At 69.6% G+C, this 23,477-nt stretch carries 26 protein-coding genes; 12 read left to right on the forward strand and 14 right to left on the reverse strand.

Going from position 1 to position 23,477, the window contains the following annotated elements; all coding sequences use genetic code 11:
• Positions 1 to 94: 94 nt before the first annotated feature.
• From GQS52_RS18840 to GQS52_RS18880, 9 genes are all read left to right on the forward strand, one after another.
• Entirely contained in the window at positions 95 to 3,343 is a 3,249-nt protein-coding gene (locus tag GQS52_RS18840; RefSeq protein WP_182314541.1) for a S41 family peptidase, read from the forward strand.
• Positions 3,344 to 3,863: 520 nt separating this feature from the next.
• Positions 3,864 to 4,163 (forward strand): hypothetical protein, encoded by a 300-nt coding sequence (locus GQS52_RS27915; protein ID WP_259370850.1) that lies wholly within the window; start codon positions 3,864 to 3,866, stop codon positions 4,161 to 4,163.
• Between the two features lie 189 nt (positions 4,164 to 4,352).
• Positions 4,353 to 4,718, forward strand: coding sequence for a metalloregulator ArsR/SmtB family transcription factor (locus tag GQS52_RS18850; RefSeq protein WP_259370851.1), 366 nt, complete (start codon positions 4,353 to 4,355; stop codon positions 4,716 to 4,718).
• Positions 4,715 to 5,227, forward strand: coding sequence for an SRPBCC family protein (locus tag GQS52_RS18855; RefSeq protein ID WP_182314543.1), 513 nt, complete (start codon positions 4,715 to 4,717; stop codon positions 5,225 to 5,227). The genes GQS52_RS18850 and GQS52_RS18855 overlap by 4 nt, the downstream gene beginning before the upstream one ends.
• Positions 5,228 to 5,336: 109 nt before the next feature.
• Positions 5,337 to 6,136, forward strand: a protein-coding gene (locus GQS52_RS18860; protein ID WP_182316116.1) for an IS5 family transposase whose coding sequence is annotated in 2 segments (ribosomal slippage) — positions 5,337 to 5,676 and positions 5,676 to 6,136 — 801 coding nt in all. Because the reading frame shifts where the segments join, the coding sequence is not laid out codon by codon here.
• A 21-nt stretch (positions 6,137 to 6,157) separates the two neighbouring features.
• Positions 6,158 to 6,967 carry a hypothetical protein gene (locus tag GQS52_RS18865; RefSeq protein ID WP_182314544.1) on the forward strand — a complete coding sequence of 270 codons (810 nt, stop codon included), beginning with the start codon at positions 6,158 to 6,160 and terminating at the stop codon, positions 6,965 to 6,967.
• A 148-nt stretch (positions 6,968 to 7,115) separates the two neighbouring features.
• Positions 7,116 to 7,886 carry an alpha/beta hydrolase gene (locus tag GQS52_RS18870; RefSeq protein ID WP_182314545.1) on the forward strand — a complete coding sequence of 257 codons (771 nt, stop codon included), beginning with the start codon at positions 7,116 to 7,118 and terminating at the stop codon, positions 7,884 to 7,886.
• Positions 7,887 to 8,007: 121 nt separating this feature from the next.
• Complete coding sequence (locus GQS52_RS18875; protein ID WP_182316558.1) at positions 8,008 to 8,631, forward strand: histidine phosphatase family protein; 624 nt, start codon at positions 8,008 to 8,010, stop codon at positions 8,629 to 8,631.
• An 88-nt stretch (positions 8,632 to 8,719) separates the two neighbouring features.
• Positions 8,720 to 9,061 (forward strand): ankyrin repeat domain-containing protein, encoded by a 342-nt coding sequence (locus GQS52_RS18880; protein WP_182314546.1) that lies wholly within the window; start codon positions 8,720 to 8,722, stop codon positions 9,059 to 9,061.
• 145 nt (positions 9,062 to 9,206) lie between these two features.
• Here GQS52_RS18880 and GQS52_RS18885 read toward each other — a convergent pair whose 3' ends face one another.
• Positions 9,207 to 9,743, reverse strand: a complete 537-nt coding sequence (locus GQS52_RS18885) for a GNAT family N-acetyltransferase (protein ID WP_182314547.1) — start codon at positions 9,741 to 9,743, stop codon at positions 9,207 to 9,209.
• A 230-nt stretch (positions 9,744 to 9,973) separates the two neighbouring features.
• Between GQS52_RS18885 and GQS52_RS18890 the strand changes: the two genes are divergently transcribed.
• Complete coding sequence (locus GQS52_RS18890; protein WP_182314548.1) at positions 9,974 to 10,387, forward strand: VOC family protein; 414 nt, start codon at positions 9,974 to 9,976, stop codon at positions 10,385 to 10,387.
• A 125-nt stretch (positions 10,388 to 10,512) separates the two neighbouring features.
• Here the strand turns inward: GQS52_RS18890 and GQS52_RS18895 are convergent, their stop codons facing one another.
• The gene (locus GQS52_RS18895) at positions 10,513 to 11,040 is read right to left on the reverse strand and encodes an HAD domain-containing protein (protein ID WP_182314549.1); all 528 of its coding nucleotides are present in this window, start codon (positions 11,038 to 11,040) and stop codon (positions 10,513 to 10,515) included.
• Between the two features lie 150 nt (positions 11,041 to 11,190).
• Between GQS52_RS18895 and GQS52_RS18900 the strand changes: the two genes are divergently transcribed.
• Together GQS52_RS18900 and GQS52_RS18905 are read left to right on the forward strand one after the other, a co-directional pair.
• Positions 11,191 to 11,736, forward strand: coding sequence for a hypothetical protein (locus GQS52_RS18900; RefSeq protein WP_182314550.1), 546 nt, complete (start codon positions 11,191 to 11,193; stop codon positions 11,734 to 11,736).
• Complete coding sequence (locus GQS52_RS18905; RefSeq protein WP_182314551.1) at positions 11,727 to 11,915, forward strand: hypothetical protein; 189 nt, start codon at positions 11,727 to 11,729, stop codon at positions 11,913 to 11,915. Before GQS52_RS18900 ends, GQS52_RS18905 begins: the two co-directional genes overlap by 10 nt.
• A 152-nt stretch (positions 11,916 to 12,067) precedes the next feature.
• On the opposite strand, the gene GQS52_RS18910 is transcribed toward GQS52_RS18905, so the two are convergent.
• The 12 genes from GQS52_RS18910 to GQS52_RS18965 all read right to left on the reverse strand — a co-directional run bounded on the left by GQS52_RS18910 (position 12,068) and on the right by GQS52_RS18965 (position 23,131).
• Positions 12,068 to 13,060 (reverse strand): hypothetical protein, encoded by a 993-nt coding sequence (locus tag GQS52_RS18910; RefSeq protein WP_182314552.1) that lies wholly within the window; start codon positions 13,058 to 13,060, stop codon positions 12,068 to 12,070.
• Positions 13,057 to 14,076 (reverse strand): glycosyltransferase, encoded by a 1,020-nt coding sequence (locus GQS52_RS18915; RefSeq protein WP_182314553.1) that lies wholly within the window; start codon positions 14,074 to 14,076, stop codon positions 13,057 to 13,059. Before GQS52_RS18915 ends, GQS52_RS18910 begins: the two co-directional genes overlap by 4 nt.
• Positions 14,077 to 15,372, reverse strand: coding sequence for a serine--tRNA ligase (gene serS, locus GQS52_RS18920; RefSeq protein ID WP_182314554.1), 1,296 nt, complete (start codon positions 15,370 to 15,372; stop codon positions 14,077 to 14,079).
• Positions 15,365 to 16,078: a histidine phosphatase family protein gene (locus GQS52_RS18925; protein ID WP_182314555.1), complete on the reverse strand. Its 714-nt coding sequence runs from the start codon at positions 16,076 to 16,078 to the stop codon at positions 15,365 to 15,367. Before GQS52_RS18925 ends, serS begins: the two co-directional genes overlap by 8 nt.
• Positions 16,078 to 16,992 (reverse strand): aminoglycoside phosphotransferase family protein, encoded by a 915-nt coding sequence (locus tag GQS52_RS18930; protein ID WP_182314556.1) that lies wholly within the window; start codon positions 16,990 to 16,992, stop codon positions 16,078 to 16,080. The genes GQS52_RS18925 and GQS52_RS18930 overlap by 1 nt, the downstream gene beginning before the upstream one ends.
• Positions 16,992 to 18,173, reverse strand: coding sequence for a methionine adenosyltransferase (locus tag GQS52_RS18935; protein ID WP_182314557.1), 1,182 nt, complete (start codon positions 18,171 to 18,173; stop codon positions 16,992 to 16,994). Before GQS52_RS18935 ends, GQS52_RS18930 begins: the two co-directional genes overlap by 1 nt.
• A 170-nt stretch (positions 18,174 to 18,343) precedes the next feature.
• A complete protein-coding gene (locus GQS52_RS18940; RefSeq protein WP_182314558.1) occupies positions 18,344 to 19,288 on the reverse strand; it encodes an aminoglycoside phosphotransferase family protein in 945 nt (314 codons plus the stop codon).
• Positions 19,289 to 19,364: 76 nt separating this feature from the next.
• Positions 19,365 to 19,916 carry a flavoprotein gene (locus GQS52_RS18945; protein WP_259370852.1) on the reverse strand — a complete coding sequence of 184 codons (552 nt, stop codon included), beginning with the start codon at positions 19,914 to 19,916 and terminating at the stop codon, positions 19,365 to 19,367.
• Between the two features lie 17 nt (positions 19,917 to 19,933).
• Positions 19,934 to 21,169, reverse strand: coding sequence for a helix-turn-helix domain-containing protein (locus GQS52_RS18950; protein ID WP_182314559.1), 1,236 nt, complete (start codon positions 21,167 to 21,169; stop codon positions 19,934 to 19,936).
• Between the two features lie 311 nt (positions 21,170 to 21,480).
• Positions 21,481 to 21,702, reverse strand: coding sequence for a DUF397 domain-containing protein (locus GQS52_RS18955; protein ID WP_182314560.1), 222 nt, complete (start codon positions 21,700 to 21,702; stop codon positions 21,481 to 21,483).
• A complete protein-coding gene (locus GQS52_RS18960) occupies positions 21,699 to 22,523 on the reverse strand; it encodes a helix-turn-helix transcriptional regulator (RefSeq protein WP_182314561.1) in 825 nt (274 codons plus the stop codon). Before GQS52_RS18960 ends, GQS52_RS18955 begins: the two co-directional genes overlap by 4 nt.
• Positions 22,524 to 22,660: 137 nt before the next feature.
• The gene (locus GQS52_RS18965; protein ID WP_259370853.1) at positions 22,661 to 23,131 is read right to left on the reverse strand and encodes an ATP-binding protein; all 471 of its coding nucleotides are present in this window, start codon (positions 23,129 to 23,131) and stop codon (positions 22,661 to 22,663) included.
• Positions 23,132 to 23,477 lie beyond the last annotated feature (346 nt).

Here is a 23,477-nt window from a genome sequence, read left to right on the forward strand (position 1 = left end):
GTCGTCAACACGCCGCTCGCCGAAGCCGCCCGCACGGTCCGTCACGTGCCGAAAAGCGTGGTCGGAGCCGCGTTCGGTGGTTAGTGTGGCGAGGGTGACGCAGCCTTCGTACCTTCGGTTTCCCCATCTGCACGGCGACCTGGTGACCTTCGTCGCCGAGGACGACGTCTGGATCGCCCCCCTGGAGGGGGGCAGGGCCTGGCGGGTGAGCGCGGACAACCTCCCCGTCAGCCGCCCGCGTTTCTCGCCCGACGGCGAACACGTCGCCTGGGCCTCCACCCGCGACGGCGCGCCCGAGGTGCACCTCGCCCCCGTCGACGGCGGGCCGTCCACCCGCCTGACGCACTGGGGCAACCGGAAGACCTCGGCGCGCGGCTGGACCGCCGACGGCGAGGTGCTGGCCCTGACCGCCTCCGGGCAGGCCTCGTACTCGCGCACCTGGGCGCACGCCGTGCCCGTCGACGGCGGGCCCGCCCGCCGCCTGCCGTACGGCCCGGTCGGCGACGTCGCGCACGGCCCCGGCGGCGCCGTGCTGCTGCAGTCGGCCGGCATGGGCCGCGACGCCTCCTCCTGGAAGCGCTACCGCGGCGGCACCGCCGGCAAGCTGTGGATCGACCGCGACGGCGACGGCACCTTCGTCCGCCTGCACGCCGACCTCGACGGCAACATCGAGTGCCCCCTGTGGGTCGGCGACCGGATCGCGTTCCTCTCCGACCACGAGGGCACCGGCGCCCTGTACTCCAGCCTCCCCGACGGCTCCGACCTGCGCCGCCACACCCCCCTCGACGGCTTCTACGCCCGGCACGCCGCCACCGACGGCACCCGCGTCGTCCACGCGAGCGCCGGCGACCTGTGGCTGCTGGACAGCCTGGAGGCGGACGCCGCGCCGCGCCGCCTGGAGGTCCGCCTCGGCGGGCAGCGCACCGACCAGCAGCCTCACCCGGTCTCCGCCGCGGACAACCTCGGCGCAGCCGCCCCCGACCACACCGGCCGCGGCAGCGCCGTCGAGGTCCGCGGCACCGTGCACTGGGTCACCCACCGCAGCGGCCCGGTGCGCGCCCTGGCCGCCGAGCCGGGCGTGCGGGCCCGCCTGCCGCGGGTCTTCCAGGACGCCGACGGCGACCAGCACGTCGTGTGGGTCACCGACGCCGAGGGCGAGGACGCCCTGGAGTTCGCCCCCGCCACCGGCACCGCCCCCGGCTCCACCCCGCGCCGCCTGGGCGCCGGGCGCCTCGGCCGCGTCCTGTCCCTGGCCGTCGCCCCCGACGGCGGCCGGGTCGCCGTCGCCTCCCACGACGGCCGGGTCCTGCTGGTCGAACGCGACTCCGGGGAGGTCCGCGAGGTCGAGAACAGCGACAACGGCCACGCCTCCGGCCTGGTCTTCTCGCCCGACTCCTCCTGGCTGGCCTGGTCCTCGCCCGGCCCCCTGGCCATGCGCCAGCTCAAGATCGCCAACACCGCGGACCTGACGGTCGCCGAGGCCACCCCGCTGCGCTTCGACGACTTCTCGCCCGCCTTCACCGCCGACGGCAAGCACCTGGCGTTCCTCTCCCAGCGCACCTTCGACCCCGTCTACGACGCCCACGTCTTCGACATGGCGTTCCCCAACGCCTGCCGCCCCCACCTGCTCACCCTGGCCGCCACCACCCCGTCCCCGTTCGGCCCCCAGCGGCACGGCCGCCCCCTCGGCCACGACGACAAGGGCGACGGCGGCGACGACAAGCGCGAGGGCGACGAGAGCGGCCGCCGTACCCCCACCACCCGGGTGGACTTCGACGGCCTCGCCGACCGCATCGTGCCGTTCCCCGTCGAGGCCGGCCAGTACTCCGCCCTGCGCGCCGCCAAGGGCGGCGTGCTGTGGCTGAGCCACCCGCTGCGCGGCGTCCTGGGCTCCGCCCTGGCCGGCCCCGCCGCCGAGGGCCCCACCACCTCCCTGGTCCGCTACGACCTGGCGTCCCTGCGCGACGAGGAACTGGCCGACGACGTCGACTCCTACGCGGTCAGCGGCGACGGCCAGCGGCTGCTGCTCGTCCAGAGCGGCAAGCTGCGCGTCGTCCCCTCCGACAGCAAGCCCGGCGGCGACGAGGACGGCGGCTCCGACGACAACGTCGCCGTCGACCTGAGCCGGGTGCGGGTCACCGTCGACCCCGCCGCCGAGTGGCGGCAGATGTACGACGAGACCGGCCGCCTGATGCGCGACCACTTCTGGCGCGCCGACATGGGCGGCGTCGACTGGGACGGCGTCCTGCAGCGCTACCGCCCGCTGGTGGACAAGGTCGCCACCCACGACGACCTCGTCGACCTGCTGTGGGAGGTCCACGGCGAACTGGGCACCTCGCACGCCTACGTCGTCCCGCCCGGCGGCTACGGCGAGTCCGCCCGCCGCCAGGGCCTGCTCGGCGCCGACGTCGAGCGCGACGCCGACGGGAAGTGGCGCATCGTCCGCATCCTGCCCTCGGAGAGCTCCGACCCCGAGGCCCGCTCCCCGCTGACCGCGCCCGGCGTCGCCGTCCGCCCCGGCGACGCGGTCCTCGCCGTCGACGGCCGCCCCGTCGACCCGCTGCGCGGCCCCGCACCCCTGCTGGTCGGCACCGCCGGCAAGCCCGTGGAGCTGACCGTCGCCCCCGCAGGCGGCGGCGACCCGCGGCACGTGGTCGTCGTGCCGCTGGCCGACGAGGAGGCGCTGCGCTACCACGACTGGGTCGCCGGGCGCCGCGCCCACGTCCACGAGAAGTCCGGCGGACGCCTGGGCTACCTGCACGTCCCCGACATGGTCGGCTCCGGCTGGGCGCAGCTCCACCGCGACCTGGGCACCGAGATCGCCCGCGAGGGCCTCGTCGTCGACCTGCGGGAGAACCGCGGCGGCCACACCTCGCAGCTGGTCGTGGAGAAGCTGGCCCGCCGCATCGTCGGCTGGGACCTGCCGCGCGGCATGCAGCCGCAGAGCTACCCGCTGGACGCCCCGCGCGGCCCGGTCGTCGCCGTCGCCGACGAGTTCTCCGGCTCCGACGGCGACATCGTCAACGCCGCCATCAAGGCCCTCGGCATCGGCCCGGTCGTCGGCACCCGCACCTGGGGCGGCGTCGTCGGCATCGACTCCCGCTACCACCTCGTCGACGGCACCCTCGTCACCCAGCCGAGGTACGCCTTCTGGCTGGAGGGCTACGGCTGGGACGTGGAGAACCACGGCGTCGACCCCGACATCGAGGTCGTCTTCGCCCCCCAGGACCACGCTGCGGGCCGCGACCCGCAGCTGGACAAGGCGATCGCCGTCGCCCTCGACGCCCTGGCCACCACCCCCGCCAAGACCCCGCCCCCGGTCCCGGGCCGCACGGCGGAGTGACCCGGGGGGCCGGTCCCGTACCGACCTGCTCCCGCCCCCGCCGCCGTCGGTGTCCGCCGACGGCGGCGGGGAGGGCGGCCGCCGGCGCTTCGACAGCCTTGTTGACAATGATGTGATCACGTCCACGGGGAGGCACGCGGCAGTGCCGGGAAGAGATGGCGATGACGTTGATCGGCGCTGACACCTCGGACCGGAAACTGTGAGCGTTACGCGCTTCAGCGTGCACGCGCAGTCCGTGCGGGAGGAAGCAGCTTCCGGGTTTCAGTGGGTCATCAAGGTACGGGGCGGTGACCCTGTCCACGTCCGGGGGCAGTTCCCGACGGTGGGCGTGCCGGGCGGCCCCGGCCCCGAGTTCACCCTCTACGAGGACCGAGCAGGCCACAAACCTTTGTGTTCCGTGGCCCGGCGGTCGAACGGGACGGGTTCGGACGACGGTCTTGTCGTGACGGGGCCCGACGGAGACGTGCTGGGTGTGCTCCGGCCGCCCGCCCGACGGACTCGCCTGCGGCCCCGGTACGAGATGGAACTGCCGGACGGTACGAGACTGGTCGGCATCGGCGGGACCGTCGGCTCGTGGGTCCTGTACGCCGTTCTCTCGCCGCTGCTGCTGGTCTACAACGTGGGGAGTTTCGTCGGCGGGTACGGCGGCCCCGACTGGTTCCTGCCCACGCGTACGGCGTGGCGGACGAGGGACGGTCTCGGACTGGGACGCGCGCCCTTGAAGTTCTACGGGCTCACCGACAAGTACAAAGTCCGCACGGCACGCCTGGATGCACGCGTGGCCTATGTGCAGGCCGTCCTGCACGACTGGTGCAGCTGAGTTGGGGCCGCCGTGTCACGGACAACAGCCCCGGCGGTCTCCTGCCGGTCGGCCCGCGCACTCGTACCCCTCCGACCGGCCGGGACCGCTTGGCCGGGCAGGGCCGCCGGGTGCTGTTCAACCGAACGGTTGATAATGTGGGAGTCCGGCGGCAGGGTATTTAACCAAACGGTTGAATATGCGAGGTGCGTGGTGGCCGACGACCGGCTGTCCCGGGTGTTCTCCGCCCTGGCGGACCCGACCCGGCGCGACATCGTGGCCCGGCTCGCCGCCGGGGACGCCACGGTCGGCGAACTGGCCGAGCCGTACGACGTCACGGTGCAGGCCGTGTCCAAGCACATCAGGGTCCTGGAGGACGCCGGCCTGGTCAGCCGCAGCAGGGACGCCCAGCGGCGGCCCTGCCACCTCGAAGCAGAGGTCTTCGACCTGATGACCAAGTGGATCGAGCGTTACCGGCGCGAGGCGGAGGACCGTTTCCGTCGCCTCGACGCACTCCTCGAGCACATGGACGAGCAGCCGGTGACGGGCACCCCCGAGAAGGAGGCGGCATCATGAGCACCCCCGGCACGCAGCACCGCAACGAGACGCGGATCGAGGTCGACCCGGCCCTCCCCACCATTGTGATCACCCGGGAGTTCGACGCCCCGCCGGAGCGGGTGTTCCGGGCCCACACCGACCCCGGCCTGGTCGCACAGTGGCTCGGCCCCCGCCGGCTCACGCTGCGGATCGACCGGTACGACGCGCACAGCGGCGGCTCCTACCGCTACGTGCACCGCGAGGACGACGGGACCGAGTACGGCTTCCGCGGCGTGTTCCACGAGGTGCGCCCCGCCGAGCGCATCGTGCAGACGTTCGCCTTCGACGGCTTCCCGGACGAGGTCAGCCTGGAGACGGCGGTCTTCGAGGACCTCGGCGGCCGCACCCGGCTCACCACCAAGTCGCTCATGGACTCCGTCGAGGCCCGTGACGCGATGATCGCGAGCGGCATGGAACACGGCGTCCGCGAAAGCTACGAGCGGCTCGACGAACTGCTCGGCGGACTGCCCGCTGAAATGCCCCGCTGAAATGCCCCGCTGAAATGTCCGGCGAAATGCCCGGCACCCGGAGCGGCAGCGCCGACCCGCCCTAAGAAGCCATCTCATTTGGCCCGGTAGGCTGCCGGCCGTGGTGGGAATGGTTGAGCGGCTGGTGCCGGACGAGTTGTGGGAGTTGTTCCAGCGGGTGGTGCCGGAGGCGCCGTCGCGGCCCCAAGGCGGCGGCCGGCGCCGGCACGGGGACCGTGAGGTGCTGGCCGCGATCATCTTCGTGGCGACGTCGGGCTGCACGTGGCAGCAACTGCCCGCGGCGTCGTTCGGGCCGTCCGGGGCGACGGCCCACCGCCGGTTTACCGAGTGGACCAAGGCCCGGGTGTGGGCCAAGCTGTACCGCCTGGTCCTGGACGAACTCGGCTCCCGCGGCGAGTTGGACTGGTCCCGGTGCGCGATCGACTCGGTGAACATGCGGGCGATGAAAAAGGGGACCTGACCGGTCCGAATCCTGTTGACCGGGGCAAGTACGGCTCGAAGATCCACCTGATCACCGAACGGACCGGTCTGCCCCTGTCCGTCGGGATCTCCGGTGCCAACACCCACGACAGCCAGGCCCTGATCCCGCTGGTCAAGGGCATCCCCCCGATCCGCTCCCGCCGCGGCCCGCGCCGGCGCAAGCCCGGCAAGCTCCACGCCGACAAGGGCTACGACTACCGCCACCTGCGCCAATGGCTGTCCGGGCGCGGCATCCGGCACCGCATCGCCCGCAAGGGCGTCGAGACCTCGCAGCGGCTCGGTCGGCACCGCTGGACCATCGAACGGACCATGGCCTGGCTCACCGGCTACCGGCGCCTCCACCGCCGCTACGAGCGCAAAGCCGAGCACTTCCTCGCCTTCACCAGCCTCGCCTGCACCCTCATCTGCTACCGCAGACTCGCCAAATGAGATGGCTTCTAAAGTGGCGGGATGCCCCTGCCTGCCGACCGGACCGCCCTGGACCTGCTCGACACGCACCTGGAGGCGCTCCGGGACCGAAGGGAACTCCCGCTCCCGCAGGGACCGGGTCACTCCGAGGCGGCAGGAGGGGGCGAACTCCTCCGCCGGACCCTCGAGCAGCTCCGGAGCATCCCCCGCGAGCCGAAGGACGCCTTTGTCCGTCGGGTCGGCAGTCTGCTGGAGGAGTTCCGCAGCCGTCGCTGTCCCTGGAATGCGGCGGCGCTGCGGTTGCTCGGCGACACGTACACCTTCGCGGCCACCGGTCCTCGGCGTCACGAGGACTGGGCGAAGGACGTCCGCGCCGTGCTGCACCGGTCGGTCCCCGACCCCCGGGGCCGGGTCCGACTGGACTGGGACCGCACCAATACCGCCCGCCACGTGGTGCCCGCGTACCCCTTCGACCCTCCGGACGCGGCGGAGTTGCGTGGACGCCTGTATCCCCTGGAGGCGGAGGCGGCGGTCGCCGCGCTCGCCGTCATGGCGGAGGAATGGCAGTCGGAACCCGCCCCCGTCCGCTGCCGTCCGGACCGGGACGCCGTGGTGGCGGACGCCCGGACCCTGCTCGGCCGGTACGGGCCCGCCGCCCGCCACTGGACGAACGCGACTGCCGCCGCCTCCGACCCGGCCCCGGACTTCCTCGCATCGGGCCTCGGAGGCACTGAATCCCGGAGTTTCCTCACCTCCGAGTACCTCAACGGCCTCGACCTCTTCGCGGACCTGGGCCTGATCGCGGTAACCGACGACGAAGTGGGCGTTTTCTGGTCGTTCGGGGCGTCCTGACGGCATTCGAATTCCGCGGCGGGGGTCCGGCGTCCGAGCCGCACGCCTCGACGAAGGGGCGCCGGCAGCCCGGGCGGCCGTCCGCCGGGTTCCGGATCAGCAGTACCCTCGTTCCTCCACCGACCACGACGACAGGGGGAGTCGGACCGTGCGCAGCGCCGCAGTGACGACCGAGGGTGACCGGATCCGCTGGGTGGAACTGCCCGGCCGGGAGCGTACCCGCGTCTACGTGCACGGTCTGGGCGCCACGTCGCCCGCCTACTTCGCGGAGACGGCGGTCCACCCGCGGCTGGCCGGACACCGCTCGCTGCTGGTCGACCTGCTCGGCCACGGCATCAGCGACCGCCCGACGACGTTCGACTACACCCTGGAGGCGCACGCCGACGCCCTCGCCGACGCCCTGACCTCCGCGGGCGTCACCGGGGCGGAGCTGGTCGCCCACAGCATGGGCGGTTCGGTGGCCGTCGTCCTGGCGGCCCGGCACCCGCACCTGGTCTCCCGCCTGGTCCTGGTCGACGCCAACCTCGACCCGCTTCCTCCCCGGCCCGGTGCCGTCGGCAGCAGCGGCATCGCCGCCTACTCCGAAGAGGAGTTCCTGGCGGGCGGCTGGCAGGAGGTCCGCGACCTGGCCGGCCCGCACTGGTGGTCCACCATGCGGCTGGCCGGTCGTGAGGCCCTGTACCGCAGCGCGGTCCACCTCGCCCGCGGCACCACCCCCACCGTGCGTGAACTCCTGCTGGGCCTGGAGATCCCTCGCGCTTTCCTGTTTCCCGAGGACGACGGCCCCCTTCCGGGCGCCGACGCGCTCACCGAGGCCGGGGTGGCCGTGGTCCCGATCCCCGACTGCGGGCACAACATCATGCTGGACAACCCGGAGGCCTTCGCCTCCGCCGTCGCGGCCGCACTCGACCGGGAGTAACCGCCCTTCGCGGGCGACGGCAGCACGCGGCCCGGCGGAAGCCGGGAACCGTCACCGGGAGAGACGGCGTCACCCAGAACCTGTGCGCAAGACCGCGAAGAACCGCGAAGGGGCCCTGGACATGACGGGAACGGCCACCCGCTACCTGTACCTGGTGCGCCACGGCGAGGCGCTGCCGGACGAGAGCGGACTGTCGGAGAACGGTCGCCGACAGGCAGTCCTGCTCGGCCGACGACTGAGCAACCGTCCCGTCTCTGTGGTGCACCACGGCCCGCTGCCCCGGGCCGCGCAGACCGCGCGCCTGATCGGCGAACACCTGGACGGCGCTGCGGTCACGGCCTCGGAGATCGCCGGTGACTATGTTCCGTACTTCCCCGACCGGGACGAGTTGCCGTCCGACTGCGCCGACTTCCTCCTGCGTTTCCTCTCCTGGGCCACGGCCGAGGACCGCGAACGCGGCCCGGTGCTGGCGCGCCAGGCGCTGGAGCGCTTCACCGGCCCGGTGGCGGGCGACGAGGAGCGCCACGAACTGGTCGTCACCCACAACTTCCTCATCGGCTGGCTGGTGCGGCACGCCATGGACGCCCCGGAGTGGCGTTGGCTCGGCCTGAACCAGGGCAACGCCGCCCTGACCGTCATCCGCTACGCGCCGGGCCGGCCGTCCTCCGTCCTGGTCCACAACGACGTGCGGCACCTGCCTGCCGAACTGTCCTGGACCGGCTTTCCGCCCGGGTTGCACGTATGAACGTGCTCACCGCACCCGGCAGTACCTGCGTCGGATCGGCGTCGAGGACCTGAACCGGGACGATTCCCTTCAAGAGAGGAACACGACGATGGAGATGTCGCCCACACACCTGGCCCTTGAGCAGGACCGGCTGGAGGACCTCCGCGATCTGCTCGCAGCAGGAGCCGACGTCCACGAGGAGTACAACGGGTTCACCCTTTTGCACAGGGCTGTCGACGGGGAGATCGACGGACACACCCAGACCGGTGAACCCCTCCACGTGGATGCCACCGCCCTCCTGCTGTCCCAGGGGGCGGACCCCGTACGCCGTTCGCACAACGGCAAAGGCCTGTCGGCCCACCACCTGGCCTTCGTCAACCGGCACTGGCTCGCCTGCGCCCTCTTCGAGGCCTGGATCGCCCACTGCGGAGACTCCCCGAGGGATCTTTGAACACGGAATCCGGGGCTTTCGTTCTCGCCCTCCCGGACCGGCCGCATTCTGGCGGACTTGGACCTCGAGCCGCACAAGGTCCGCGGCCGGCTCACCCGCGCCGAGACCGCCAAGCCCTTCTGCCGGGCCTGTGACGGAACTCCGCTCAAAGGCGCGTGAGCCGCGCGGTTGCAGGAAGCCGGTAAATGAGGCGACCCGCCGCATCCCTGTCACCACCGGCCTGGAGGCCCAAGCGCTCGGCCAGTCGCCCGGAAGACGTGTTGTCCTCCCGGATCAACGCGACCACGGCAGTGTCCGGGAACAGCGGGCAGGCGAAGTCCAACGCAGCCCGGGCGGCCTCCCCGGCGAACCCCCGGCCCCAGGCCGACGGCACGAAGCGGTAGTAGAGATTGAGCACGTCCTCGCCTTCAAGCCGGCTGACCCGGACCCCCGCGAAGCCGATCACGGCCTCTGGCTGCCCGCGAAGCGCGACGGCGCAGTAGCCGACGCCGTCGCGGACCCAATCGTCGAGCCAGCCCTCCAGGCATGCCTCGCTCTCGTCGAGCGATCGGTGGGGCCCGTCTGGATTGTGCAGGTTTGTGGCCGGATCCCCGTGAACGGCGAACACGGCAGGCCCGTCGTCCGCATGAGGACGCGTCAGGGTCAATCGTTCAGTTTCCGCCACCCGGACGCGCTCGGTCACCGCAGCACCCTCCATCATTCGGTAACAACTGAAAGTGCGATCAGCCTATTACATCGCTCATGCTCGGGGGCGGCTGATACGCACCCCACCCCTCCACGAACTTTTACGGAGCAGTACTAGGACCAGCGGCCGATGGCACACGGCCCCCGGATCCCTAGGCTTTCCGCAGTCCGTGCCCCCGGGGCGCGGACCGCTGATCCGTACCGGGCCCGCTCGACCAGGAGGAAAAAATGTCGGCCGACGCCACGGCTCACATTCGTATGGCACGGCCCTCACGGGACCTCCGAGCCGCAGAGCGTTTCTGGGTCTCGGGCCTCGGTCTCGACGTCCTGTACCGGCATGATGCGGACGGCACCCCCGGCCGGAGTTCGCTTCTCATGGTCGGCTGGCCCGGTGCCCACTGGCACCTGGAGCTCGTTCACGACCCCGCGGCGCCCGTGGAACCGCAGCCGACCCCCGAGGACCTGCTGGTCCTCTACCTCGGGGAACCAGTTCCCGACTCCCTGGTGGAACGGCTCGAACGGCACGGCGGGAAGCGCGTAACGGCCCACAACCCGTACTGGGACACCTGGGGAGTCACCGTCCACGACCCGGACGGCTACCTGCTGGTGCTCTCCACCCGCACCTGGTCCGACTCGCACTGAACCGAAACGGTTCGGTTCGGTTCGGTTTCCGGTCCGTCGGTGCCGAGTTCCCTCTCCCGGTCCACGGTCGGGGGCCGCCGTCCCCGCGCAGCGGGCGCGTGACGTGCCACCCGTGCCGCGTGGCCTCACACGCCGCGCAACCAGCCGTCGAGCAGGGCGAAATCCGCGTCGGTCAGCCCTGTGCGAGGATCGACCCGGTGGAGCAGGGCCCGCTCGCCGCAACGGGCGGCTGTCCACGCCCGGTCCCTGTCGGTGATCTCGTCGTCGACCCAGACGAACGGCCGCCCTCCCGCCCAGTCGAGGAGCGGACGGGTCTTCCAGTGCAGCCCTGCCCGCACGTCCCGCTCCTCGTCCTCGGACGACTCGGGCCAGTCCACAACGGGCAGCTCCGGCAGCCCGAGGCGTGGCGCGACGTACTCGTTCGCGTCGGCCGTCCACGTGGTCGCCCAGACCAGGTCGCAGGGAAGAGCCGCCAGCCTGGGACCGTGCCCGGGGTCGAGCCTGGCGAGAAGCGGGTTCGAGTCTGAAGTCGACTCGTTCCCTACTCGGGATGTCGAGGGCTCACGGACATGTTGGAGTGCCGTTGCACCAAAGGGGATGAGCGGTCCGTCGACGTCGAGAAAGAGAACAGGGCGACCTGCGGAATCCGTCACTGCAGCAAGGTAGCGGGTCGTCGTGTCACCTGCTGCGGCATCGATGTCGGACGTGCGTATGCTCCCGTGCCATGACCGGGAGCGAAGGCGACGAATCGACTTGGCAGTACTGCAATGGTGGTGTCAGTTGTGCCTACTACCGTCGGCGGCATGACCGAACCTGACAGGACGTACGACCCGACCCGGCACCCTGACCTGCTCAGGTGGTTGGGTGAGCGCCGGGACGCCCACGAAAGGTGGGCCGAACAGACCTCCTTCGCGGACGCACTGGATTTCACCCCGGTCTCCTTGGGGATCCTGGACCGTCTGATCCGGGAAACCGCGAACACCATGGAGGAGATCACCGACCAGCGCATGACGCCCTTCGTCCAGGGCGCGGTCTGGTACGTGGGAGAGGTGTTCTGCCGCCACCAGAAGACGGTGTGGAAGTACATCCCCGACATCCTCAGCGGGGAGATCGAGCCGTTCTTCAACGCGGCGGGGGAGACCTCCGCGCTCGACCACCCCTGCGTCGGCGCCCCCGATGACCCGGAAAGCTACCTGTACCCGCTGAACATGCTCCGCCGGATCCTCATCACCGAGGACTCGGTCGGCAACCCGGTCGAAGAAACGCTGCCGTCGATCTTCGCCGATCCCTTCGAAGAGGACGACGAGGACGACGACGAGGAGCCGGACCCGACCGGCGGTTGGGGATGACCCCGGCCCGCACGCTGACGCCGCCCACCCTCGCCCGGGGCGCGGCCCTGGTGGCGCTCGCCCTCATCGGCCTGTTCGGGCTCGTGCTGCCGGGCCTGGCCTTGAAGGGGCTCGCCGGGCGGGAGCCCGCCCAGCCCGATCCGGGGGGACGGGCTGCGGCCGCAAGCAGACCAGAGTGACCGGCACTCGGTCGACGAAGGCAAGCCGGTGATCCGCTCCAGCGCCGGCCGCACGCCGACGGTTACGGCCTCACCGTTCCCGCAGAACCGACTCGAACTGCGGATCGACGAGATCTCCCACCACAAAGGACCCTGTCCCAGCATGTCGACGATCAATAACTACAGCTATCGCGGCCGAAGACCTCGGCTTCAAGGATTCGGGTCACGTCGGGCCAGGCCACCTGAAGTGGTTCGACAACACTCCAGTACTCGTGGCAGACCCGGATCATGTTGCCGAAGCCGAGCGGAGAAGCAGACGCAGGGACCTTGGTCAGGAGCCGGCGGGTGATGCTGCCGACACCGCGAGCTGACGGCTTGATGCCGTTGCCGATGAGAAGGGTGGCAGCGCGGAGCGAGTCCAGGACGGCAAAGGGAGCGACAGCAGATGCGCGCCCGAAAACGAGTTCGTGCCAGGGCGCGCGGGAGCGGGCCCAGGCCAGTCGTTCGACGGCTGTGCCGAGATCGACTGCGAGGGCTTCGGGATGGTCCGTGTTCCACAGCAACACGATGTCCCCCAGTGGAAGATCGACATGCCGGAAACGAAGGGTTATGCCCTGGACCTGACGACGGCGCCACACGTTGAGACGGCCGTGGACGCTGATGTGCCGGGCGTGCAGACCCAGGCGGGACAGGACGGTCAGCCACTCGTCGAGGACCGTGGCATAGGCGCTGCTGTCGCTTACCGGCTCGACTCGTGAGACGTTGACGAAGGAGGTCAGGAAGCCGTCTCGTAGAGAGCCGTCGGCATTGCGCTGACCGGTGAAGCGGACAACGGGCTGCGGCAGAAAGCCTCGGCGGTAGGGAATGGGGTGCCCCTGTTTGAGGTACGGGTCAAGGGCTTGGACTGCTGAAATGGTCAGCTCGGTCTCCCTGCCCCAGCGGAGAGGCAGACACTCGGCACGCGGCACCCCTTGTTCGGCGAAGGCTTGCTCCAACGCGCTCAGCAGGTCCGGCCAGGGGAGCCTCCGGCGAGGTGGTTCGTAGGGAGTGCCGCGGTTCGCGTGACGGATCTCCAAACGGTCGTCGTCGGTTGTGATTTCCCAGCGTGGTCCGAGGACCTTCCGGAACAGGTAAGGCACTTGGCTCGACGCGGGTGCGCGCGTCATGGGCGACTCGCCAGGGACCGGTAGTGACGGAGCGGGTCGAAGCGCTGTAGTCCGATCGCCTGCACTTCCGCATGGTCGAGATCAGCGGTCCGTGTGATGGCGGCGGCGAGTGTCTCAGCGGCGGCCTCGTCGTCCTCATCCGGAGAAAGCGTGGCGACTGTCCCCGTGCGATCGCAGAGCGCGGCTTCTGCGCAAGTGCCCCTGCGCCAGGCGAGAGCGGCCACAGGCGTGCCGGCGCGTAAGGACTCGCCGAACACGGCGGCGCCTGCTTCGACGTAGGTACGGGCATAGGTGTAGACGAAGACGGCGGCGTCTCGGAACGCGGCGGTCTTGGCGCGGCCCCCGAGTTCTCCGGTCCATTCGACATGGTCCGCGGCGAAGAGCTTCTTGTGGCGCTGGACGTAGTCGGCATCGAAGACCGGACCGACGATGCGGATGCGGCGGCCGAGGATCTGGGCAGCGCGGACGGCGAGATGGGGTGCCTTTTCCGCATCGATGCGGCCCAGCCAGACAAGGTCGCGGCCGGCGACTGCCGACGGTTCTTCTTCGCCCAGCCCGAGGTGTACTGCCAGCTCCGGTATCGGCTTGTGGGCGGCGTACCGCTCGGCCATCTCCGACGAGTAGCAGTAGAGACGGGTACGGGTCTCGTCGAAGGCACCTTCGGCGTGCTGGAAGTTCGGGTTGTGTTGGAATGTGGCGACGTCGCAGTCCAGCGTTTCACGCACGCGTCGCCATGCGGGTAGTGAGGGGTATTCGTGGCCGACGACGAGCAGGTCGTAGCCGGCCGCTCGTAACTCGCGGGCAGCGATGGAGCCAGGCTCCAGGTTCTCGAGACGCAGCGGTTTGCGGATCCATTCGGCGCTCAGGTCTTCACGCCAGAGTGGGCCCAGGAGGTGTACATCGGCGCCCGCGGCACGGGCGCCTTCGGCGACCGCCCAGAGCCATCGTTCGATCCCGCCGTAGCCGGCTGGGGGGAATGCGTAACTGCCGGGGAAGTCGCAGACGCCGACCAACACTTATGCCTCCGATGAGGTTCCGTCCGCCTTGATACGGCGGAAACCGAGGTACTTGACGAGAGACTCGGGCAGCAGGACCGAGCCGTCGGCCTGCTGGTGCTGCTCGAGAACGGCGGCCAGGGTGCGGCCGATGGGCAGGCCAGAACCGTTGACTGTGGCGGCCGGTACCGTCTTTCCGCCGGTGTCACGTGTGCGGATGCCGGCGCGGCGCCCCTGGAAGGTGCCGAAGTCGGAGACTGATGAGATCTCCCGGTAGGTGTGCTGGCTCGGCAGCCACACCTCGATGTCGTAAGTCAACTGGGCTGAGAATCCGGTATCGCCGGCGGCGAGGGTGACGACGCGGTATGCCAGGTCGAGTTCCTTCAGGCATGCTTCCGCATGGCCGACCATCTTCTCCATCTCGGCACGAGAGTCCTCAGCCGCGCAGATGCGCACCATTTCGACCTTTGAGAACTGGTGTTGCCGGATCAGACCCCGGGTGTCCCGGCCGTACGAGCCGGCTTCGGAGCGGAAGCACGGGGTGAGCGCGGTCATGGCGATGGGCAGTTCAGCGGGTGCGATGATCTCGTCCGCGTACAGGTTGGTGAGCGGGACCTCCGCCGTTGGAATGAGGAACAGATCCCGGTCGGCGACCTCGGTCCTGAAGAGGTCTTCCTCGAACTTGGGGAGTTGCCCGGTGCCGGTCATGGTCTTGCGAGTGACGAGGAACGGCACTGAGTGCTCGACGTAGCCGTGGCGGCGGGTGTGGAGGTCGAGGAACAGAGCCGCGAGTGCCCGTTCCAGTGCCGCGCCGACACTGCGCAGAACACTGAAGCGTGGGCCGGAGAGCTTGGTGGCTCGGCCGAAGTCCAGAATGCCCATGGCCTCACCGAGGCTGACGTGGTCCTTGGGTTCGAACGAGAAGGCGGGCGGGTTGCCGACACGTCGCTGTTCGACCGCGAACTCTTCGGAGTCCCCGTCGGGTGCCTCGTCCAAGGGCAGGTTCGGAATAGTCAGGAGGAGTTGGGTGAGTTCCTCCTGGATCTGCTCCTGCTCGGCTTCTACCTCGCGGATCTGCTCCTTGAGCTTGCGAGCAGTGTCCTTGAGTACGGAGATGTCCCCGCCGGCCTTGGCTGTCTGCTGGACCTCTTGGGCGATGCGCTTGGATTCCGCGCGAAGATCGTCAACGGTACGGATGCTCTGGTTTCGTCGCGTCTGGAGGCTTTCCAGAGAGGCGAGGTCCAGGGTGTAGCCACGGCGAGCGAGTCGGCGGACCGCTTCCTCACCCATATCAATCAGAGCGCGGGCGTCATGCATGAGGGAACTTCTCCTCCAGCGGGTTCGATGGTGGCTCGACGTTAGCAACATGAGGCGAGGCAGCTTCCTGTTCCAGTGCGCGTGCCTCGCTCTGAGCGGGTGAGTGGACTTCCCGGTCCTGAGCGCCCAGTGCCCGCAGCAGGACGGCGGTGCGGGTGGCCAGCCGTTCGTCGGTCATGGTCAGGGGCTCCAGGTACGGGGCTTCGGGGAAGAAGAGAGGTATGGGATGACCGGGCGTGCGGGTGAGATGCCACTCCAGGACGGAAAGCAGCAGACCATGGGCGACAACGACCCGGGGACCTGGGCAGTCCAGAACGCCGAGCAGACCGTGAAGCATGCGCCGGATGCCCTCGCGCTGCGACTCTGCAGACCCGGGCGGTCTCGCACAGGGCCCGTGCCGCTGGAGCCACGTGGCGTAGTCGAGGAACGGCGAGCCGTCGAAGTCGCCGTAGTCAAGCTCGTTGAGTGCCGGGTTCACGGTGGCAGGTGGGCCGGCTGGGTGCTGCAGGAGGGCAGCGGTCTGCTGAGCTCGGGGGAAGGCGCTGGTGATCCAGGGCTGCACATTGCTGATGGGCAGCATGCGTCGTGCTGCCTCACAGGCGCGCACACCTTCATTGTCCAGGAGGAGAGGAAGGCGGGGATTGCCGTTGACGAGGTAGCGCGCACTGTAGTTGGTGCGTGCATGACGGAGCAGATGCGTGGTCATCAGAGACACCTTGTGGAGAGGGCGAGCAAGTTGTTCAGCACGGCGGTCATGCCGCTCACGCGCAAGTCGGCCGTCTCCTCGTAGTAGAGGAGACCGTCCAGGCTGAGCAGCACGCACCAGGGCAGGACCGCCTCTGCCGGAATCCCCGAGACTCGCAGGGCTTGGTGGAGGCGGTGGCCGGTGTCGTGGCCGAGTTGGTAGTACACGCTCCAGAACGCCCAGTCGTAGGCCGCGTCTCCGGCCATGGGCAATGGGTCGAGGAGGACTGGACGGCCTTCCTGCGTGAAGAGGACGTTCTCGCGGTAGAGGTCCGTGTGGAGGATCGTTGTGCGGGCTGAGTTCTCAAGGGTTCGGGCGGTGTACGGCAGCGCTCGCTCAACCAGATGTGGCTTTCCCGTGGCGGCTCGCCGGCGGTGGATGCGCGGCAGCACCTCGTCGGCGATGAAGTCGTGCAGGGTGGGAAGTCCGGCCAGGAACGGATCACCACACCCAATCTCATGGGCGCGTTGCAGAGCGGCTGAGACGAGCCCGGCCTCGTGTCGTGGCCGGTTCGCGCCACCGGGCACGCCTCCGACCATGAGCAGTGCGGCCGCTGCCAGGTCGTCGTCCGTGGCCCGGACGACGGCATCCGGACCACGGTGCCACAGCCGGAGGGCCGGTATCTCATGGCTGTACCTGTCACGATCGGCCCACACCTTGACGAGCAGGAGAAGGCCGTCCTGGTCGGTGGCGGTTGCCAGTACCGAGGCGTGACCGGCGTCGTAATAGCCAACGAGTGTGAGGGACCATCTCTCAGCGGCCGTGGCCAGCAGGCCCGGTACTGAGTCGAGCCAGATGTTGACCTGCTGACCGTAGTGGGCGGTCAGCCGCCGACGGCAGCCCGGGGGTACGGGCGGAAGTGTGGTGACGGCCATCAGCTGAGCAGCACGCCTTCGTGCACCAACTCGTTCGTCAGGGCCGGGAAGCCGGCGAGCGTCTCGTCGATGAGGGCCTGGACCTTGTCGACCTGGACACTCGGTTCGGAGAGCCGCACGAGAATGCGCCATGGCTGGTCGAGCCGTTCTCCGGTAGCACTGACCATGTGTACTTCGGCATGCCCACCGGTCTCCTCGTGGAGTTTCTGGGCGAGCCGCACAGCGGCAAGGTTGTAGAGCTTGCCGACGTGGTAGACGGGGTTCTTGCCGTTGGCGCCCTCCATATTCATCGGGCGAAGTGGGGTGATCAGGCCGTTCACCCGGTTGCCCCGGCCGACGACACCCTCGTCGCCCGACTCGATGGAGCTGCCGGTGCAGGTGAGGTAGAACTCGTCCTTCTCGGGGACGTCACGCACGTTGAGCCGGAAGTCCACCGGAGTGTCGGGCAACCGCAGGCCGGCCAGACGGCGGCACTCGGCGAGAACGACCTGCTTGTTCTCCAGATACGCGGCCCGACTGCTGACGTGGGGGGACTTCTGCGGTACGCACAGCACGACATCGGCGCGGTCGCCTTCGCAGTAACCCATGAGCTTCACGTCCGTGCCGCACCAGAGATGGGTGTCGGTGAACGCGCTCTTCCCGGAGAAGTTGTCGACCAGTTCCCGCACGAAGGACTCGAAGGGGCTTTGCGGGGCCCATCCCGTACCGAGCGAGGTGTCGTTGGCGAGCAGGATCCGCCGCTCGCGGAGGTCGTCCACCGAGCGCGGGGCGAACCAACGCGTGCGGTCGGGGGTCTGCCCGCCGGTGAGGACGGCGCCCGGACTGGAGTTGCTCGTGATGTGGAACTTGATGTCCAGGTGGTCGGACACCTCGGGCAGCCGCTCGGCGAAGAAGTCGCGGACGGTCGACTCGGCCAGTTCTTCCACCGGGATCGACTCGTCACCGCAGGCCCGTGCCGCGCGCCCGTTCACCAGGACGCGGACCGGGGACGTCATGCGTCCCGCGCCGTAGCGGACCTCGCTGGCTCCTCCCAGAAGTGCCAGCTTGTCGAAGTTGTGGTGCAGGACGGCACCGAAGTGCTCCAGCGTGTATTGGCTGTATGCGCGGGACAATTGCTCGGCCAAGTGGTCGGCGAGCGTGTCGGGATGGCCGAGACCCTTGCGCTCCACGATGGTCGTCATATCGGGCTGCGGGGTACCGGTCTCGATCACTAACCGGCTTCGGCCACAGGACCTGGTGACTCGGTTCACGGCGTGCTCCAGTCTGTCTCGGGTACAAGGTGCGGAGTCGTCGAGCGGTGTGCGGGCGCCGGCGTCTCTTCGGGGCGTTGCCGCAGGTGCCGGTTCACGCTTTATCGGGGGGTGCCGCGGTTCCGGCACGCCGCGACGACACGTCCGACTGCCAGCACGGCGTCCGCACCGGCGGGGGCGTGTGCCAGTTGATTGAGGTCGGACGACGACAGCGCGTCGATGTCCTGTGGGCGCCGTCGATCGAGCCACAGCGCAATACGCCAGGCAAGGATCGGGCCGACCGATGGAACTCGGCCGATGGCGTCGGCCGGTAGGTCTCGGAGGCCGACGGCGGAGTAGGCCAGGTCGCGGACGAGGTGAAAGACGATGTCCGCGTGGTCGCACGCGGCCGGCCCGCGGGAACTGGCTTCCCAATCGACGACATGGAGTGTCTCGCCGTCGACCAGGAGATGGTCGGGCTTGATGTCTCCGTGCAGGTAGACCGTGGGCAGTTGGTCAATCTGGTGCAGATGACCGTTCAGGTCTTCCCACCACGGCTGCTCGCGGCAGCGGGGCGATAACTGGGAGAGGAGGAAACCGCTGTGCGAGGTAGCGGCCTCGCTGTCTCGGCGGCGTCCCCATCCCGTACCGGAGGTGGCGTCGGGGACGGCACGGTGCAGTACCGCTCCGATGGCCATGGCGCGGGCGACGAAGGCTTCGACATCGGCGTTCGTCGAGATGGCGGACGGTTTGCCGGGAACGACAGAGAGCAGAGCCCAAGCCCGGTCACCGTCCTCACCCGCCGCAAGGACGTCCGGGACGGCAAGGCCCCATTCGGAAGCCAACGTCAGTGCCTCGACCTCTCGGTCACGACGTGCTCCGGGCTCAATCACACGGTAGGTCTTCAACAGCGCCTTGCCGTCGTGGGTACGCCGCGTGATCGAGAAGGGCTTGACGACGGCGGCACCGAAGGGGCCGTACTCGTCCGCTGCCCTGCTCGCCCGCACGTCCGTCAGCACGCCTGCTCCGAAGGCACTGCCGCTTGGGTTCTGCCGCATCCGCACCATGCGGAAATCTTCGATGTTTTGGGTATGTGGAGCCCTGACAAACTGTCCGGGGCTGCTGTCGCCGCACCTCAGAGGGTCAGACCGGCCCCTTCACAGCCCGATCGATCATGTCCAGTACTGCCGCCCACGGCAGTTCACGTCCGGCTGGCGCCTCTCGCGGCTCGTACAGCGGCCAGATGTCCGTCCCGTGGACAATATGGGCACCGGCTTCCTGCAGTGCTGCGATGTGACGCTTCCACGCGGGGTGGCGGGCGTGGGCCGCGTTGATCCGCGGGAAGACCACGACCGGCAGCCCCAGGGTGCCGAGGGCTTCCCCGACCTGCGTCAGCGCCTGGTTGTCGGCGATGCCGGTGGCGAGTTTGGCCACCGTGTTGGCACTGGCGGGGGCGACCACCCAGCAGTCCACCTTCGGGTGCGGGCTTCGCTCGCCGGGCAGGCGGGGCTCGTCCCGGACCGGTAGCCCGGTCAGGTTCTCCAGCCGGTCGACTTCACCGCTCATGCGCAGCCAGCGGCCGGCTGTCGGTGTGAGTGTCACGGCAACCCGCCAGCCCTTCGCCATTGCCGGCTCGACCAGTCCGGCCCGCAGGGTCTCGACTCCGCCCGCGCCGGAGCCGACAACTCCGAGCACGCGATCACCGTTCATGTTCACTGCACCGCCCTGCACCGTTGGGCCATCACGAACAACTCCGACGAACGAGCGCCGCCCGTGACCGGAGACTGCTTCATCAGGTCGCGCAGCGTTTCGCGGACGCGAGAATTGTTCCGCACGAGCTGTGGCGACGATGATTCGGCCGTCCGCAGTTCCGCGAACGCCTCGTCGCCCCGCCCTGCGAGCGAGAGCGCCCGTGCGTGGTCGATGCGGTGGGAGACGGCTCGTTCGGCCGCCATGCGATCGACGTCTATACGGCCGTGCTCCACGACGTACGAGACGTTCTCCAGATCCAGTTCCGCAGACAGCCGGTGCAGCATCACGTTCGTCGGCCCGAAGGAGGTCCGCCAGTGGTTCTCGTCGGACCCGAGTCGCTCGGCGAGTTGCTCGGCGCGGCCCAACAGGCTCATCGCCGTTGGCCGGTCCTGGTACCGTGCAGCGGCGATGGCCGCGCGAAGGTGGATCATGCCCAGCAGACTCATGGCCGCAGGGTCGCTCTCCCGGACCCGGGCGGACAGCCAGGCCGAGGCCGTCGTCGCCAACTCCAGAGCGCTCTCGTACCGGCCGTTGGCCAGCAGGGCATGAGTGCCGGACCGAGCTGCGGAGGCCAGAACGAGCGGGTTTCCCGACTCATCGGCGGCCCTTATCGCCTGCTCCGCCGCCAGCCACGAAATGTCGGACTCCCCCACCTTGGCAAGCGTGGTGGCCGCAAGATGGTGGACGCGAGCGGAGACCGCCCAGGCTTCCCGCCGATCGTCGGCGGATCCCACAGCCCGGTCCTCGAGCCCATGGGCTGTTTGTAGAAGTCCGGGAAGCGCGGCGATCACCTTCCCGAGACGGCCGGCCTGATAGTCGTCCCAGGCCGCCTCGACAAGAGGGGCGGTCGTCCCGGGGCTTGGGAGCTGGGCCTCGGCCTCCGGCCCGAACAGTAACCGGGAAAGGCGCCGTGGACTCATGAGCGTGTCCCGGACAGCCGGGATGTCGTCCTGCCGTCGCTCGTCCTCCATCAGCACGGGCTGCCCGAGCAGGTCCCCGAGCGGGACGCGCAGCACACGGGCCAGTTCCGCGAGCATGTCGATGCGTGGAGGCTTTCGCCGCCCGGACTCCGCTTTGGCCAACCAGTCCGTGCTGCGCCCCACCAGGCCGGCGAGGACTTGTTGGGTGTACCCACGCCGCTTGCGGTGGAAGGCGATCCGCTCGCCGATGCTCAGGTGATCTCCGAGACCGCGCATGCGTACGCCTCCTGCGCCATAGGGGCGGTCCTCACGATAGCGACGGCTCCAAGAGAACGGACCGTCTCCAGTATGCGGAGGCAACGCGTTCCATCGGGCCCGCACATTGAGCACCCCAGCCCGACGGGGTCACGGCCGGTCGCCGATGAGGCCACGGTGGTTGCGAAGCACGTCAATTAGGACAACGAGTTCGCCTTTGACCCACGGGCGTCGTCGCCCTGGGAGCCCGTCCCGTCAACAAGACCTGCCGCTGTCGACGGTGCCCGCCTACGGCGGTGGGACGGGCTTCCGGAGGCGGTCCCGTAGGGCGGTCAGTCCCGTCCGGTCGGCTGCCGTGCGGCGAACTCCACGAACGCCGACCATGCCTGCGGGGGGAAGGCGAGGCTTCCGCCGTCCCGGTCCTTCGAGTCCCGTACGTGCACCGCGTTTGAGCCGAAGGCGATCTCGACGCAGTTGTCGCCCTCCGTGCCGCTGTAACTGCTCTTGAACCACGTCAGGTTCACCGGGGCGCCGACCCCACGTCCGATCCTCATAGCTCCCCTGCCATCCGTTCGATGAGACGCGCTGATTCCTCGGTGTTGAGGGCTCGGGTCCGGATGACCCCGTACCGCTGCCCGTACGCGCTGACGGCCTCCCGGTCCCAGATGAAGGTACTCACACCCTGCGTCTCGATGTAGGCCACCGTATGGCGATCCGCTGTCTCCATCAGCAGGAGGGGGCCGTTGAGGCCGATGTGAGCCCCGCTGCGCATGGGCATCACCTGGATCGAGACGTTGCGCAGTTCCATGCAGTCCAACAACCTCTGCAACTGTCCCCGCATAACTTCCGCGTTGCCGATCCGGCGGTACAGAGCGGCTTCCTCGATCACGAACCCCAGGACTGTCCCTGAGTTACGTTCCAGGAGCACCTGCCGGTCCATCCTTGCTGTTACGCGTTGTTCGAGTGTCCCGTCGTCCAAGGGCGGGCAGTGCGCACTGATCAACGCGCGTGTGTACTCCTCCGTCTGCAGCAGGCCCGGAACCAACACGGTCTCGTACGAGTAGAGGCTGACCGCTTCGGCCTCCAGTTGCGCGAAGTCCCTGAAGTGAGCGGGGTAGCGCGCCTGTGCGATGAACGGCGCGCCCGCCGTCAACAGCCCGTCCGCCCCGAGGACATCGTCGACCCGATCGATGAAGTCCTTCTGCGGAATGCGCCTCCCCTGCTCCACCGCAGCGACCATCGCCTCCGAGTAGCCGATCAACCTGGCCAGTTCGGGCTGGGTCAGACCGGCCCGCTTGCGGAGCAGGCCCATCTGGCTGCCGAAGTAGCGGACCGCGGCGGTCGCCGCGTCCCGGTGAGCTTTCGTCGTCCCCACAGCTGTCACCTCCTGCCCGCCCAACTTTCCGCGCCGTGCCGCCGTCACGGCTCCCCGGCCCCACACCTGGGACCGACACCCCTACAAGCCCTGGTTGTGGGGCTCTGCGACGAGCGGCGGTTGCGGGAGCGGCGGCGTCACGCGTTCACGGGCAGGTCGAGTTCCGCCCAGACCGTCTTGCCCGTGCCGGGGCCGGGGGCCCAGCCCCAGCGGGTGGCGAGGGCGTCCACGAGCAGCAGGCCGCGTCCGGACTCGGCGCCGTCCTCCGCGCTGCCGGCGGTGTGGACGGGAACGGGCCCCGGCTGGACCGGGGCCGGGACCGTCCCGCTCCGGGCGTCGGACACCTCGACCCGCAGGACGGCCGGGTCCGGCAGCAGCAGAAGGCGGAGTTCGAGGCTCTGCCCGTCGCAGGAGCCGTGCCGGACGGCGTTCGCCGCCAGTTCGGACACGACCAGGACCGCCGCGTCGTGGGCCTCGCGCCCGGGCGGCAGCCCCCATGCGGCGAGCTGCCCGCCCGCCGCGACGCGGGCCAGGCGAGCGCCGTGCGGAGTCGGGGCGAACGGCAGGCAGAACAGGACCGATGCCGGAAGAGTCGTCTCGTACGTCACACTCCGTGATCCTGGCCCTGTCAACGGTCGCCGAACAGGACATTCCCCGGCACAAGGGCGGCTGTGGGGACGGGAGCGTGCGGGCTCTGCCCGGACGCCGTACGGCCGTGCGGGCGGTTGCGCGCCCGCGATTCCTCCGCGACGCCCGGCGACGGCGGGCCCCGCCCCCGCCGCCCCCCGACGCGGGCGACATCGGCAGGACGCCCGGTCGAGGTGCTTTCGCCCGTGAGTGCAACCTTCGTCCGTACGGAAACGTCTGAAGATGTGTCAGTCCGGCATGCCATCATCGCCGGAACGGGACGACTCTCCCGCGTCGGCAGGGCGCAGGAGTGACGGCTCGGGCACA

This window comes from Streptomyces sp. SCUT-3 (genome assembly GCF_014083985.1).
Classification (GTDB): Bacteria; Actinomycetota; Actinomycetes; order Streptomycetales; family Streptomycetaceae; genus Streptomyces_H; species Streptomyces_H thermolineatus.

Excerpts from the sequence above, each read along its gene's own strand:
- GQS52_RS27915 (WP_259370850.1), top strand. The coding sequence starts at position 3,864 with ATGGAACTGCCGGACGGTACGAGACTGGTCGGCATCGGCGGGACCGTC.
- GQS52_RS18855 (WP_182314543.1), top strand. The coding sequence starts at position 4,715 with ATGAGCACCCCCGGCACGCAGCACCGCAACGAGACGCGGATCGAGGTC.
- GQS52_RS18865 (WP_182314544.1), top strand. The coding sequence starts at position 6,158 with ATGCCCCTGCCTGCCGACCGGACCGCCCTGGACCTGCTCGACACGCAC.
- GQS52_RS18875 (WP_182316558.1), top strand. The coding sequence starts at position 8,008 with ATGACGGGAACGGCCACCCGCTACCTGTACCTGGTGCGCCACGGCGAG.
- GQS52_RS18880 (WP_182314546.1), top strand. The coding sequence starts at position 8,720 with ATGGAGATGTCGCCCACACACCTGGCCCTTGAGCAGGACCGGCTGGAG.
- GQS52_RS18890 (WP_182314548.1), top strand. The coding sequence starts at position 9,974 with ATGTCGGCCGACGCCACGGCTCACATTCGTATGGCACGGCCCTCACGG.
- GQS52_RS18900 (WP_182314550.1), top strand. The coding sequence starts at position 11,191 with ATGACCGAACCTGACAGGACGTACGACCCGACCCGGCACCCTGACCTG.
- GQS52_RS18910 (WP_182314552.1), bottom strand. The coding sequence starts at position 13,060 with ATGACGCGCGCACCCGCGTCGAGCCAAGTGCCTTACCTGTTCCGGAAG.
- serS (WP_182314554.1), bottom strand. The coding sequence starts at position 15,372 with ATGCATGACGCCCGCGCTCTGATTGATATGGGTGAGGAAGCGGTCCGC.
- GQS52_RS18925 (WP_182314555.1), bottom strand. The coding sequence starts at position 16,078 with ATGACCACGCATCTGCTCCGTCATGCACGCACCAACTACAGTGCGCGC.
- GQS52_RS18930 (WP_182314556.1), bottom strand. The coding sequence starts at position 16,992 with ATGGCCGTCACCACACTTCCGCCCGTACCCCCGGGCTGCCGTCGGCGG.
- GQS52_RS18935 (WP_182314557.1), bottom strand. The coding sequence starts at position 18,173 with ATGACGACCATCGTGGAGCGCAAGGGTCTCGGCCATCCCGACACGCTC.
- GQS52_RS18940 (WP_182314558.1), bottom strand. The coding sequence starts at position 19,288 with ATGGTGCGGATGCGGCAGAACCCAAGCGGCAGTGCCTTCGGAGCAGGC.
- GQS52_RS18950 (WP_182314559.1), bottom strand. The coding sequence starts at position 21,169 with ATGCGCGGTCTCGGAGATCACCTGAGCATCGGCGAGCGGATCGCCTTC.
- GQS52_RS18955 (WP_182314560.1), bottom strand. The coding sequence starts at position 21,702 with ATGAGGATCGGACGTGGGGTCGGCGCCCCGGTGAACCTGACGTGGTTC.